At 43.2% G+C, this 12,620-nt stretch carries 13 protein-coding genes and 1 pseudogene; 4 read left to right on the top strand and 10 right to left on the bottom strand.

What is annotated here, in order from left to right; all coding sequences use genetic code 11:
* Nucleotides 1-99 precede the first annotated feature (99 nt).
* Both FCN14_RS14605 and FCN14_RS14610 read right to left on the bottom strand, forming a co-directional pair.
* Nucleotides 100-1,359: a S1C family serine protease gene (locus tag FCN14_RS14605; protein ID WP_138432026.1), complete on the bottom strand. Its 1,260-nt coding sequence runs from the start codon at nt 1,357-1,359 to the stop codon at nt 100-102.
* Between the two features lie 17 nt (nt 1,360-1,376).
* Nucleotides 1,377-2,360: a DHH family phosphoesterase gene (locus FCN14_RS14610; RefSeq protein ID WP_138432027.1), complete on the bottom strand. Its 984-nt coding sequence runs from the start codon at nt 2,358-2,360 to the stop codon at nt 1,377-1,379.
* 151 nt (nt 2,361-2,511) lie between these two features.
* Between FCN14_RS14610 and FCN14_RS14615 the strand changes: the two genes are divergently transcribed.
* On the top strand, nt 2,512-3,129 hold the full coding sequence (locus tag FCN14_RS14615; RefSeq protein ID WP_138432028.1) for a thiamine diphosphokinase: 618 nt from the start codon (nt 2,512-2,514) through the stop codon (nt 3,127-3,129).
* 69 nt (nt 3,130-3,198) lie between these two features.
* Nucleotides 3,199-4,638 (top strand): sodium:solute symporter family protein, encoded by a 1,440-nt coding sequence (locus tag FCN14_RS14620; RefSeq protein WP_138432029.1) that lies wholly within the window; start codon nt 3,199-3,201, stop codon nt 4,636-4,638.
* Here FCN14_RS14620 and FCN14_RS14625 read toward each other — a convergent pair.
* From FCN14_RS14625 to FCN14_RS14640, 4 genes are read right to left on the bottom strand one after another with little or no spacing between them, the layout of a single operon-like run.
* Nucleotides 4,635-4,916, bottom strand: coding sequence for a hypothetical protein (locus tag FCN14_RS14625; protein WP_138432030.1), 282 nt, complete (start codon nt 4,914-4,916; stop codon nt 4,635-4,637). The two genes, FCN14_RS14620 and FCN14_RS14625, sit on opposite strands and share 4 nt — an antisense overlap.
* A 19-nt stretch (nt 4,917-4,935) precedes the next feature.
* Nucleotides 4,936-5,364: a tRNA (adenosine(37)-N6)-threonylcarbamoyltransferase complex ATPase subunit type 1 TsaE gene (gene tsaE / locus FCN14_RS14630; RefSeq protein ID WP_138432031.1), complete on the bottom strand. Its 429-nt coding sequence runs from the start codon at nt 5,362-5,364 to the stop codon at nt 4,936-4,938.
* A 57-nt stretch (nt 5,365-5,421) separates the two neighbouring features.
* Nucleotides 5,422-6,975 (bottom strand): T9SS response regulator signal transducer PorX, encoded by a 1,554-nt coding sequence (porX, locus tag FCN14_RS14635; protein WP_138432032.1) that lies wholly within the window; start codon nt 6,973-6,975, stop codon nt 5,422-5,424.
* Nucleotides 6,976-6,990: 15 nt separating this feature from the next.
* The gene (locus tag FCN14_RS14640; protein ID WP_138432033.1) at nt 6,991-7,524 is read right to left on the bottom strand and encodes a ComEA family DNA-binding protein; all 534 of its coding nucleotides are present in this window, start codon (nt 7,522-7,524) and stop codon (nt 6,991-6,993) included.
* A 79-nt stretch (nt 7,525-7,603) separates the two neighbouring features.
* On the opposite strand from FCN14_RS14640, the gene FCN14_RS14645 reads away from it, so the two are divergent.
* Complete coding sequence (locus FCN14_RS14645) at nt 7,604-8,440, top strand: alpha/beta fold hydrolase (RefSeq protein ID WP_246043182.1); 837 nt, start codon at nt 7,604-7,606, stop codon at nt 8,438-8,440.
* A gap of 54 nt (nt 8,441-8,494) precedes the next feature.
* On the opposite strand, the gene FCN14_RS14650 is transcribed toward FCN14_RS14645, so the two are convergent.
* The 4 genes and pseudogenes from FCN14_RS14650 to trhO all read right to left on the bottom strand — a co-directional run bounded on the left by FCN14_RS14650 (nt 8,495) and on the right by trhO (nt 10,738).
* Entirely contained in the window at nt 8,495-9,175 is a 681-nt protein-coding gene (locus FCN14_RS14650) for a S8 family serine peptidase (RefSeq protein ID WP_212747661.1), read from the bottom strand.
* Nucleotides 9,162-9,338, bottom strand: coding sequence for a hypothetical protein (locus FCN14_RS15975; RefSeq protein ID WP_246043183.1), 177 nt, complete (start codon nt 9,336-9,338; stop codon nt 9,162-9,164). Before FCN14_RS15975 ends, FCN14_RS14650 begins: the two co-directional genes overlap by 14 nt.
* Nucleotides 9,339-9,413: pseudogene (locus tag FCN14_RS16145) on the bottom strand (hypothetical protein); the annotation flags it as partial.
* Between the two features lie 362 nt (nt 9,414-9,775).
* Complete coding sequence (gene trhO / locus FCN14_RS14660; protein ID WP_138432037.1) at nt 9,776-10,738, bottom strand: oxygen-dependent tRNA uridine(34) hydroxylase TrhO; 963 nt, start codon at nt 10,736-10,738, stop codon at nt 9,776-9,778.
* 116 nt (nt 10,739-10,854) lie between these two features.
* Between trhO and FCN14_RS14665 the strand changes: the two genes are divergently transcribed.
* The gene (locus FCN14_RS14665; RefSeq protein ID WP_138432038.1) at nt 10,855-12,615 is read left to right on the top strand and encodes a T9SS type A sorting domain-containing protein; all 1,761 of its coding nucleotides are present in this window, start codon (nt 10,855-10,857) and stop codon (nt 12,613-12,615) included.
* Nucleotides 12,616-12,620: the final 5 nt, after the last annotated feature.

The raw sequence follows: 12,620 nt of genomic DNA on the forward strand, positions 1-12,620 counted from the left end.
AGGACTGAAATATACAATATTTGACAAACTGCTTCTCTAAAGCTTCAACATCAAAATCAATTGCTGATCGGGACAACAACTCAACCAACGTAAGTAAACTTACTCTTTTATTTTTTTACGTAAATACATCTTAGTCTCGTAATGTTTTTGATTTCGAAGCAACTCCACACGCATAGAATCGCCCTCTTCATACTCCCTAAACAATGCCTGGCCGTGCATCTTACTCTGCACACGCTCATTACCAATTTTAATAATAATATCACCGGGTACGATACCGGCCTCAAATGCAGGTCCATCCCTGTTCACACTATTCACCAACAGGCCCATTCGCGCCGGCAGTCCATACTTTGCGGCCAGTTGGTAGGTCATCTCAATGGTGCTTAAACCAGGATCGTAGGAAAGGTGAACTTCACCGGTCCTTGCCAACTGGCGTATAATTTTTTGTACTCTATTACTGGGGATAGCAAAACCAAGTCCTACATTACCCCCGCTAGTGCCTCCTGTAAAAATAAAGGTGTTCACTCCAATAACCTTACCCTGGCTATCGACCAGTGGTCCACCCGAGTTACCGCGATTAATAGCTGCATCGGTCTGTATCATATCGATATAAACGCGAGGCTCATTGGGATTGGGACGGAAGTCGCGATGCAATGCACTCACCACCCCTACTGTGACTGAAGGCTCGGCAGCTTCAAACAACCCAAAAGGATTACCAACAGCCAATGACCACTCTCCTACAAGCACACTGTCCGAGTTCCCGAATTCAGCCGCCGGAAACTTCCGCTCGGCATCGATCTTGAGCAGGGATAAATCAGCAAGCTCATCAGAACCCAATACTTTAGCCTCATATTGCGAGCCATCGGGCATAGAAACGACTACCTTTTTCGCATTTTCGTTAGCTACATGCTGGTTTGTTACTACCCAACCATCCTCATTTATAATAAAGCCAGACCCCATACTACTTACCTCACGCTCAATGGGAACCGAAAAAAAGCGGTTATAATACTCATCAAAAGCTAATCGGCGACCGCCTTTCACCATTTCAGTTACGGTTATGCTTACTACTGCAGGGCTTACCTTTCTCACAGCGCTGGTAATAGCCGTTTGGCGACTTTTATCAATCCGGGCATTTGTATTTTGAGGAACACTGTGCTGCACCTGTTGAGTACTGGCAAACCCACCAGGCGATTTTTCTTCTGCTCCTGAATCTTCAACAATTTGAGAGAGGCGTGCTCCGGATGCTTGAGAAACATTATCCGTGGAGGACCCAGAAGAGTTCGAAGCTTCATTCTCACATCTAGCGAATGAAATTATTAGAGATAGCAGAAGTACGGAAATACCAACTGAGCACTTATTCATCGTAAAACAGCTTTTTGTTACGGCTTGTCTATGCTAACAAGCTGATCTGAACCAATTTCAACAACTTCTTCAATTGCTTTTTCGAGTGGACCGGGGTGCCATGCACCAGATGCTTTCTTATGTCCACCGCCACCGATTTTGCGAGCCCACTTATTCACATCTACGTCATTACTCTTAGAACGTAAACTCATCTTAACCCCATCACCGAGTGCTTTAAATAAAATGGCCGCTTTAATACCGGCTACACTCAAGGGGTAGGCTACAAAACCTTCGCAATCGTCATTTGTTGTATTTGTTTCTTCCAGCATTTCTTCGGTAACGCACATCACCGCAATTTGATTGTCTTCGAATAGCTCAATCGTACCCATTGCTTTACTCAGCAGATGGAGTTGATTCAAACTTTTATTCGAAAACACCTTTTCAGCAACTTCATTAGGTCGAAACTCGCCAAGACGTAACAACTCCGAAGCGATATTCATCGTTTCCGGCGTCACGCTATCATATTGTAACGATCCGGTATCGGTAAGAATACCAGTATAAAGAGCTTTAGCTACTTTCTCATCAACCTGTGTAACATCATTTTGCAGAAAGAGATGGAAAATAAGCTCACAGGTTGACGATGCTTTTTCAACTGAAATGCTAAGATCGAATCCATCATGGGGATCCGGGTGATGGTCAACCATAAATGTTGGCTTGGGGTAATCCTGAATATAATCGGAATAGCTGCCAAACCGTTTAGGCGAATTTCCATCCAGCACAACAAATGCATCACATTTATTTAAAGTCTTTTCATCAGGCTTCTGGATAGGAAAGTATTCCGCCAACCACTGCAGGTTCAGCGGCACCTCATCATCATTAAACCCATATACCTCAATGTCATTCTTTTGCAACCACAAACAGGTTGCAACCTGCGCTCCAATACAATCACCATCCGGGCGTATATGAGAAAATACCCCTACGGTATCGTATTGTTTTAATTTTTGGATGAGTTCTTCAAACATAATGACGGGGGTTAAACCGCGAAAAATAAGCTTAATAAAATGAGGCATTGCAACGAAGAAAGCAATATTTTTTTCCCGGTAAAATCTGACTGCATTTTATTGTATTATACAGTGGAAATTCCTCTTTAGAGCCACGTTAACATACTTATTTATGAAAAAAGTTCTCATTCTTTGCAACGGAAGCCCTCCCAGCAGGGAACTATTTCGCGAAAGTTTCGCGCAAGCAGATTACTTTATCGCTGCAGATGGCGGGGGTAATATAGCTCGACAATTTAGTACTCAGCCGGATGTGGTAATAGGTGATCTCGATAGTTATAAACCCGTAAGCAACGAACCATTTAAGGTTGTAAGTAGACCGAACCAAGAATACAACGATCTTGAAAAAGCGTTAACCTACGCCGATAAAGAAGGCGGAACCCATATACACGTTTTAGGAGCAACAGGGTATCGGCTCGACCAAACGCTAAAAAATTTATCTGTACTCAAACAGTTTAACTCCAATTTCCAATCGCTGGTAATGAAAGATAATTATGGAGATACACAACTGATTACCCCAACCTATGAAACAGAATTAGCCATAGGAACTACCGTTTCACTGTTCCCGCTTTCGGGTACAGTTACCGGCATCACAACCCATGGGCTCAAATACCCGCTCGAAAACGAATCTCTTACCAATGGTATCCGCGATGGATCTTCAAACGAAGTGATAAAACCTACCGTGGAAATTACTTACCAGAGTGGCGACCTTCTTCTTTTTGTCTGTAGATAACTATCTGTATTTTTGCAGCTTTCCCTTTTCAGGGTATTTTAAATTCTTTTTGAATAAAAATAGAATCTATTGGCTGAATTAGAATTCACCCTTTTCGACTGGGCAATCATCGTCTGCTATTTTGGATTACTGGTATACCTGACCTGGCAAAAAGATTGGCAGACCGATGATGAGGAATCATTCCTGTTATCGGGCCGAAAGATGAGCCTGGCTGCCTTTGTAGCTACCTTAGTATCTACTTGGTATGGGGGGATTCTGGGGGTAGGCGAGTTTAGTTATCAGAATGGACTTTCTACCTGGCTTATTCTGGGAATTCCTTTCTATGTATTTTCTGCCCTTTTTGCATGGTTACTGGCCGGTAAAATCCGGATGAACAAAGCCCTTTCCCTGCCCGAAGCAGTCGGTAACTTCTACGGCGATAAAGCCGGTCTCTTTTCTGCAGTCCCGATTTTTATACTCGTCAGTCCTGCTCCCTATATTTTAATGCTGGGTCTTATTTTCCAATACCTCACAGGTGGTGCAGGAGATTTCTTATGGTACGCCAGCGCCGTCGCCCTCTTTTCGGTAGCTTATGTTACCTTTGGTGGCTTTAATGCTGTTGTTCATACCGACATGCTACAAATTACCCTTATGTTTGGCGGATTTATCTTTCTGATTATCTTTGCCGGCATGGAGTTTGGAAGCTTCGGACAACTCTGGGAGTCTATCCCCGCCGATTATCAAGATATCAGTGGAGGCCACGACTGGCAGTATATCTTGGTTTGGTTCTTCATCGCCCTTTGGACCTTTGTGGACCCCAGCTTCCACCAGCGCGCCGCGGCAGCCAAATCCCCTAGAACAGCCCAAAAGGGAATTTTTATCTCTATCTTACTATGGTCTGTCTTTGATTTCCTTACCATCTTTAGTGGCATGTATGGCTTTGCCATTTTAGGGAGCGAATTAGCCGAACCCATTATGGTGTATCCCTACCTGGCCAACGAAATTCTTCCTATTGGCCTAAAAGGATTATTCTTTGTAGCACTATTGGCTACTATTATGTCTACTCTCGATAGTTATATTTTTCTTTCAGGCCAAACGCTTGGCCGTGACCTGCTTGTAAAAATCTTTCCGCAAATTAAGAACAATACTCTTACTCGTATAAGCACCCTGATTGCCGCCCTTATTGGCATTTTGTTGATCATCATATACCCCAGCGTTATTGACTTGTGGTATGTTATCGGTTCAGTTATGATTCCGGGCCTCCTTATCCCGGTTATGGGGGTATACCTGAAGCTGTTTTCACTTAGAAAGGGATGGGTATTACCCACCATGGTTGGGAGTATTGCCGTATCATTAGGATGGCTTATTCTCGGGACTATAACAAGCGAAGGCACATACAACTATACCTTTTATGGTATTGAACCTTTTTATCCCGGATTGGCTATTAGCATCTTATTTTGGATTGTCGGCCGCAAAAAGAACGACGAACTGCTAGAAGAGACGGAGTTTACTAAAGAGATAGTCGATTAGGTACTCTTTAGGATATGCCCCAGATTGAGCTTGTGTATGGGAATGAGGTATTTCGTAGCCATCGCATCCTTTTCAATATTCAATCGGCCGGTGCGTCTGAAATCAACAATGCAATATCCATCCATTGAACGTACAACTTCTCCGATACCGTAATACTCGGGGCACGGACCGTAATACACCAAATCTCCCAGCTGAATATTGTTATCTGCCCTGCGGTTATAGGGATAGATAACCGGTAGCCTGTCAAGTCGATATGAAAGCCTCTTTTTCGTCGCCATGAGCAATGAATATACGAGATTATGAACCCCTTTTTCTAATGACAAATTTTCGGGTCCTCCTGTTTGGCACTTCTATAGAAATCCATATTGCATCCAGTGGCAAGAGGGGCTCAATCCGCCCTGGCCACTCTATAACCGATATTCCATCCCCATAAAAATATTCTTCGGCCCCAATTTCGACCGCTTCTTTGGGCGACTCCATTCGATAGCAATCGAAATGGTAAAGCATTTTTGTGCCCGAATATTCATTAATCAACGTAAAGGTTGGAGAATGGACTTCGGTACTGTCTATTCCATAGGCTTTGGCCATTCCTTTGACAAAATGGGTTTTGCCGGCTCCTAATTCTCCGTCTAGACATAGAACATCGCCAGCTGTCAACTCAGCAGCTATTTTTTCCCCTAAAGCAATGGTTTCTTCGGGACTCCTCGTCGTAAACTCTTTTTCCATACTATTACACTTACAATAAAAAGATAAGAAGATACAATCTGTAAGAGGCGAATGCCATTACAACATAGATTTTGGTCGCAATGTGGCGATCGGTAAAATCATCTCTTCCATACTTGCACCGCCATGCAAGAAGGTGTCTCGATAACGATTTTGATAACGATGGTAATTGGTTGGATACACAAAATAGTAATCTTCTTTGGCCACAATATAATTATTAGAATGCCCCGGTGTAGGCAACTTATAACTACTGGGATTATCAATAATCATGGTAGCATCCTCTTCAGCTGAGAGATTACGACCATATTTATAGCGCAGGCTGGTAGAGGTATCTCGGTCTCCCAGAACTTTAGTATCACGAAGTGCTCGTACTGCACCATGGTCACTCGTCACGACTATGACAACTTCCTCCTCTGCCAACAGTTTGAAAATTTCGAACAGTGTAGAATGCTGAAACCACGTTTTTGTCAGCGACCGAAAAGCCGGAACATCAGGAGCAATTTCTTTCAACACATCAGAATCCGAACGGGAGTGAACTAATGTATCTACAAAATTATACACAAAAGTACTTAGCGGAAATTGCAAATAATTATGAATATTATCTGCTACTGTACGCCCCTCTTCAGTATTAAGCACCTTTTCATATGTGAGCTTTGCGTCAAGACCCTTTCGTTCTAATTGTTTTAGCAGTAGTTCTTCTTCATACCGATTTAAAGAACTTTCATCCTCTCCCTGATGCCACAAAGCCGGATATTCTTTTTCTATTTCCAAAGGAAACAAACCGGAAAAAATTGCATTACGAGAATAAGGTGTAGCAGTCGGCAAAATCGAATAATAAAAATCGGTATCAATACTAAAATCGTCTTTTAGTAACTGCTCGAACAGTAGCCACTGATCATAACGCATACAATCAATCACTAAAAAGAGGGTTTTTTGCCCATTTTTAACATGAGGCAGTACATATTCGTCTACTAAGTCAGTAGAAAGGGCCGGACGCTCTGGAGTGTTCTTCTCAAGCCATGACTGATAGTTTACCTCTACAAAACGGCCAAACATCTTATTAGCTTCTCGATATTGGTCTGCCAATACCTGACGTAATGATTCTTCTCCCGATTCCAGGTCAATATCCCATCGAGTCAGTTGCTGATAGATCTCAATCCACTTCTCCCAGCCAGCCTCTTTACTGATTTTGGCAGAAAGCTTATTAAAGTTACGCAGGTAGGATTGGGCAAATTTCTCATTTCGAATTCGACGCCGTTCTAAAATTCGCTTCACCGTCAAAAGAATCTGGTTGGGATTCACCGGCTTAATAAGATAATCTGATATTTTACCCCCGATCGCCTCCTCCATGATCGATTCTTCTTCACTCTTTGTGATCATAACAACCGGTAGGGCCGGCTGCAATGTCTTAATCCTATTCAACGTAGCCAACCCATCCATGCCAGGCATCTGTTCATCCAGGAAAATAATATCAAAAGGACGCTCTTGGATAAGAGTAATAGCATCATCCCCATTGGTCACAGGGGTAACCTCAAAATCTTTATTCTCTAAGAAAATGATGTGTGGCTTTAACTGATCGATCTCATCGTCAGCCCACAAAATTCGTGTTGGCATAGGGATCCGTCTATATTAATTAGGATCCTTAAGTTTGATAAATGGTTTCAAATTATCCAGTCGCTTTTGGGCAATTCCTTTTATTTTTTTGAGCTCATCAATAGCGTTAAATTTCCCCTTTTCTTCTCGATATTTGATGATTCGCCTAGCATAGGCCGGACCAATCCCCGGCAGAGATTCTAACTGTGCCTGGGAGGCTGTGTTTACGTTAATTCGCTGTTTATGGCTGTTTTCACCCGTGGACTCCTCCTTTTCAGAAGCGGTAGTATCAATAGGAATAGTATCCATATCAGCCATAATATGTCTTTGCTGTTCTGAAGGATGGTACTTTGCCAACAAATGCTCCCTTTCTTTTTCAAGTATTTCTGTGCGCCTTTCGAACTGCTGTTCAAGTTCGAGATACTCTTCTTCATCAAATGGCTCCGGTTGTGATATTCCGAAATTGGCGACTGTTAAAACAACCAGTATGATCAATAATCCCGAAATGGTCATGCGCTCTTTAGGAGTTATTTTCAAATTTTCTAACCAAAAAAATATTTTCCGCTTCATAATCTTCTCCCTCTCAAGATATTTTATTGCACTCTTAGAAGTAAGACCACTCTAATTGGTAATCCTTACAATATCGCGCTTGTTTGATGTCGAAAATAATTCGATGTTTGGCTCAGATATGGAAACAGTAAAAATATATCATTACCAAAATCTCTCTATCTCATACCAACGGCTGGGGATGGACAACAATAAGCCTTTACTCATCCTTCATGGTTGGGGTAGTAACAAAGAAGTTATGAGCCCCCTGGCAAAGCAGCTCTCCGAACAGCGAGACTGTTTTGTCCTTGATCTCCCCGGATTTGGCAACTCCTCTATTCCGCACAAAGCCTGGAATATTGACGACTATGCTGACCTTATTCAACAGTTTATTGATGATCTGGAACTGGACAGGACAGATCTCTTGGTACATTCGTTTGGGGGACGTATTGCTTTAAAACTATGTGCACGTCCGATAGCAGAATCGCTTATAGATAAAGTGCTAATTACGGGGGGAGCGGGCATGAAACCTAAACGCAGTACAGGCTATTATCTGAAAAAGTACTTGGCAAAATCGCTTAAAGCCCCTTTTTATATTCTACCTCCCAATCTCCGTGAAAAAGCACTCCAGCGCCTCCGAAAAACGGCCCTCTGGAAATCGCTGGGGTCCAGCGACTACAGCAAGCTCAGCGGGGTGATGCGTGAAACCTTCGTACAAACAGTTACTGAATACCTGGAGCCGTGCCTGCCCAACATACCTCATGAGATACTTCTTCTTTGGGGAGAACATGATGATGCGGCCCCACTCTACCAAGCCGAACGTATGGAAGCAGGCATTGAAAAGGCAGCACTGGTGGTCATTGACAATGCAGGGCACTACGCCTTTCTGGATAAACCGAACCGGTTTACCGCTATAGCAAAAGCTTTTTTTGAGGAATAAAAAATCCCCCCGGTATTGCTATCGGGAGAAAATAGGTAATCACCGTTTTTTACATTAGTTATTAGGATCCACACTCAGCGGGCGGCCTCCGCCGCCGGGCTCACAATCGGAGCAGGCCACATGTTTGATACTACTCCCCTCAACCCCATTTCCGGCAACTACATCCACCCGGAGATCCAGATAGTCGTCAAAACTATACATTTGTGTGGAGTACGAATTGGTGTAGCTCACCGGTCCGTTCCACTGATTATTGGTATCGGCAGACCTGTAGTACCATTTATACGAATAACTGCCATTACCGCCGGTAGCCGAGGCCGTCCAGGTCCCTTGCTGGCCTAATGCCAGAGAATTGGGACCGGAAATTGAAACATCGAGTACTGCCGAAACAACAATAGGATCGGGATCTTGATCCAGATCACCTCTGACCGTCCCATCCGTATCTAGGGTACTGGCAGCCAACAACAAGCCCGCCAAGTGCGGAGCAAACATAGAAGTACCACTAATGGCATTAGTACCGCCATTTTTCCATAAAGATAAAATATTAACTCCCGGGCCACCATATTCTATAGGCGGATTCCCAAAATTTGAAAAAGAAATAGCAAATACGTCGTTAATATCATACGCCGAAACCGTCCAAACATTGGAGTGTTCCACCCGACCTGGTGAATAATTGTTGGAATCATCCTCATCATTCCCTGCAGAGAGTGTGAACTTTAATCCACTATTTGCTGCCACCCGGCAAGGGGCCATTCACTCTGTTAATACCCCAGGGCGTGGCTTGCGAGGCCATCATTTCGGATGAACGACTCTCAGTAGGTGCCTCTCGGTATTGGATGGCTTTGTAATACACATCCTTGACTACATGGTCCACCAGCGGATGCTTGCGCAGTCGCTGCACCTGCTGCTCGGTAAACCGGCCGGCAAATCCCCGCGAAGCCCACTTGTACCAGTGAATCACCGAATCCTGCGGCACGCTCTTCTTTGCCGCCAGCGGCGACTTCGGCGACAGCTGGGAACGGGTGCAGTGGGACGACAGCCCGACGGACCTGCAGGTAAATGATATGATCTCGGTTACAGAGAATGGACAGGAGACGTTATACTTAGGAACCAATAAAGGATTATACAGTTACCAATTTGAAAAGTAAAAAATCATCCATAAGCGTGCACCTAAAATGAGTAGGGAGCGACTTGCCGATACCAATAGCGAAGTAATGACAGGCACTACCAAACATTGCCATATTACTTCTTCAGGAGTACAACTCCTTCAGAGCCGGAGAATCAAAGACAGATTTTCCAAGTTTTGGAAAGTTGGAAAGTCTTAACGAGAAATTATGATTACTTCTTCTCTTCCACCTCTCGCTCCTTAAAATCCTCATCAAAATAATTGTACCACTTTCGGAAAGGACGGAAGGCATTTTCGGGATCGAAGGGGCGCTTGTATTCACTCTGGCGACACTCTTCGCTGCAGCAACCTTCCATCTTTTTTGCTCCTTCTTCGGAACAGACAAAAAGTTTATTGCACTGCATATTTGCACAGTTAATATAGGTATCCGCCGGCTTCCCAGTAATTTCGCATTCTGCAATGGGTTCCATATCATCTTCATTCACCGGTACCACCAAGCGATCATCAAACACAAAGCATTTCCCTTTATAGTGATCTCCACCTTCTTCATGCGCATAACGCAAAATACCGCCATGCAGCTGGTTCACATCATCCCAGCCTTTTTCTTTCATAAGTACTGAAAACTTCTCGCAGCGAATACCGCCGGTGCAATACATCAATACTTTTTTGTCCTTATCGACCTTATTCTCAAACTCTTCGAGCCAATCAGGGAATTCGTAAAAGTTTTCGACTTCGGGAGTAACAGCTCCTTCGAAATGCCCAATCTTAGATTCATAATCATTTCGCACATCGATAAGCACATACTCTTCTTCCGACTCCATAACTTGCTTCCACTCCTCGGGTTCAAGATATGCCCCGCCATCTTCCGGATCAATGTCTTCTTTATGGATAGCCACAAGTTCATCCCTTGTCTTGCACTTTAATTTGGCAAACGGAACGTACTCACTGGTATCTGTCTTAAAATCAATACCATCGAATCCGGGAATACCGGTAAGATGTTCTTTGTATGTTTTTATTTGTTCGGGAGTACCACCCAAGGTTCCATTGATGCCCTCTTCTCCGATATAGATGCGCCCCTTTACACCTAGCTCTTTACAAAACGCCTTGTGTTCCTCACAAAATGCTTCAGGATCTTCAATTTCATTAAACTTATAATACAGTATTACTTCGTACATAGCTGTTGCTATCGATTATTAGAAATGCGTACTTACGATTTGTTTCTTTTGTAGAACCCAAAATTAAGGCTAATTTTTGAAGAAATGAACCCCTTTTGCTTAATAAAATCTATTCGATGAAGTTTCTGCGCTCTTTCTTACTCATTTCTTTACTCCTGTGCCCCCTGCTGCAGACGGTAAGTGGTCAAGAAAAAAAGATCCGAACCCATAACCACACCATTTATACCACCATTGATAAAGCATTCCAGCAGGGAAAACTTAACATTGATCAAAAGGTATTATATAAATTTTATGCGGCGAGTTCGGCTCAAAAGCTGCCTCCTGCATTTAAAGGAAAAAGGCAATCCCCTCTCAAATGCGGGACTCCCGCAGTTGCTGACTTTATCAGAAATCGCGAAAAACTATCTGTAACTACCCGACGACAGATAGAATCGATAATGGCGAGCAGTAGTATGCAAGCTTCGGAGGCTTATGAATCTCCAGACGGTAATTTCACCATACATTACGACACATCAGGAGAACATGCCGTGCCTGCTGCTGATGAAAACAATAATAACATCCCTGACTATGTAGAAGAAGTGGCAGCAGCCGCAGACTCATCATATCGTCATGAAGTGCAAACTCTGGGCTATAGTGATCCCTTGCCAACCATGGGAACTTATCGCGTGGAAATACAGAATCTCGGTGGGTTTTATGGCGAAACACGGGTACCAAGCCCCTATGGAGGCGAAACGTATATCAGAATAGAAAACGACTTTTCGGAAGGATTCCCCCCCAATGACGATCCAGAAGGAGATCAGCTGGGAGCCGTAAAAGTAACGATGGCCCATGAATTTAAACATGCTATCCAGTATGAAGCCACAGAATGGAAAGGAGAGTCAGATTATTGGGCTGAAATGGACGCCACACTGATGGAGGAAGTAGTTTATGATGTTGTGAATGACTATTACAATTACTTAGAATCTGACTTTTCGATATTTAGCAACCCACAAAATAGTTTTTACCCCGGCTCCTATTACCATGTGTCTTGGGCCCTTTATTTTGAAGAAAAGTTTGGGTCCGATTTCTGGGTAAATGTTTGGGAAGAGCTTAAATCAAACCCTCAGGGTATTACCATGGTTGAAGCTGTTCGCAACGAACTTGGCGGATCAGCTGAATACACCAAAAACTATATTGAATCACACCTCTGGCATTTCACATCCGGCTCTGAAAAAGCTATACCTAATTGGGGTTTTGATGAGAGCACTAACTATCCCGAACCAACCATCAATTACAAATTTACGGGGCAGGACAGTCTTAACCTGCCAAATAACCAAACAGATCTATTACAACCCCTATCGGCAAAATATGTAAAAGTTACACCTTCTCTTTTCGAAGGATCCATTGGCATCGAACTTACCAATTTATCTATTCCTAATATGGGAGTCGGTGTTGTGGCCTATTTTAAAGACGGTACTACTGAACAGTTAATGCTTCCTGCTAGCGGCCAAAACACAATTATTCATCAAACAAAATGGATTTGGCAAGATCTAAAGGAACTTGGTGTTATAGTTGCTAATGGCAGCGATTCCAAACATGCCAACTATAAATTATTTGTACGCACGGTATATCCAGACAAAATACAGTTAAGCCAAAACTATCCGAACCCATTTAACAACCAAACGCTAATTGAATACTTCGTTCCCCAAAAGAGCTCTGTAAAGCTGGAAGTATATGACATCCTGGGCAGGAAAGTGAGATCATTAGTAGACGAGAGTAAGAACAAAGGAGTACATGCAGAATACTTTAATGCCTCAGATCTAGCATCCGGAGTTTACTTTTATCGATTGCAGACTAATCAAAAAGTTAAGACTAAAAAGATGACTATCATTAAGTAGCAGAG

This window comes from Fodinibius saliphilus (assembly GCF_005869845.1).
Classification (GTDB): domain Bacteria; phylum Bacteroidota; class Rhodothermia; order Balneolales; family Balneolaceae; genus Fodinibius; species Fodinibius saliphilus.

Excerpts from the sequence above, each read along its gene's own strand:
- FCN14_RS14605 (WP_138432026.1), bottom strand. The coding sequence starts at position 1,359 with ATGAATAAGTGCTCAGTTGGTATTTCCGTACTTCTGCTATCTCTAATA.
- FCN14_RS14610 (WP_138432027.1), bottom strand. The coding sequence starts at position 2,360 with ATGTTTGAAGAACTCATCCAAAAATTAAAACAATACGATACCGTAGGG.
- FCN14_RS14615 (WP_138432028.1), top strand. The coding sequence starts at position 2,512 with ATGAAAAAAGTTCTCATTCTTTGCAACGGAAGCCCTCCCAGCAGGGAA.
- FCN14_RS14625 (WP_138432030.1), bottom strand. The coding sequence starts at position 4,916 with ATGGCGACGAAAAAGAGGCTTTCATATCGACTTGACAGGCTACCGGTT.
- tsaE (WP_138432031.1), bottom strand. The coding sequence starts at position 5,364 with ATGGAAAAAGAGTTTACGACGAGGAGTCCCGAAGAAACCATTGCTTTA.
- porX (WP_138432032.1), bottom strand. The coding sequence starts at position 6,975 with ATGCCAACACGAATTTTGTGGGCTGACGATGAGATCGATCAGTTAAAG.
- FCN14_RS14640 (WP_138432033.1), bottom strand. The coding sequence starts at position 7,524 with ATGAAGCGGAAAATATTTTTTTGGTTAGAAAATTTGAAAATAACTCCT.
- trhO (WP_138432037.1), bottom strand. The coding sequence starts at position 10,738 with ATGTACGAAGTAATACTGTATTATAAGTTTAATGAAATTGAAGATCCT.
- FCN14_RS14665 (WP_138432038.1), top strand. The coding sequence starts at position 10,855 with ATGAAGTTTCTGCGCTCTTTCTTACTCATTTCTTTACTCCTGTGCCCC.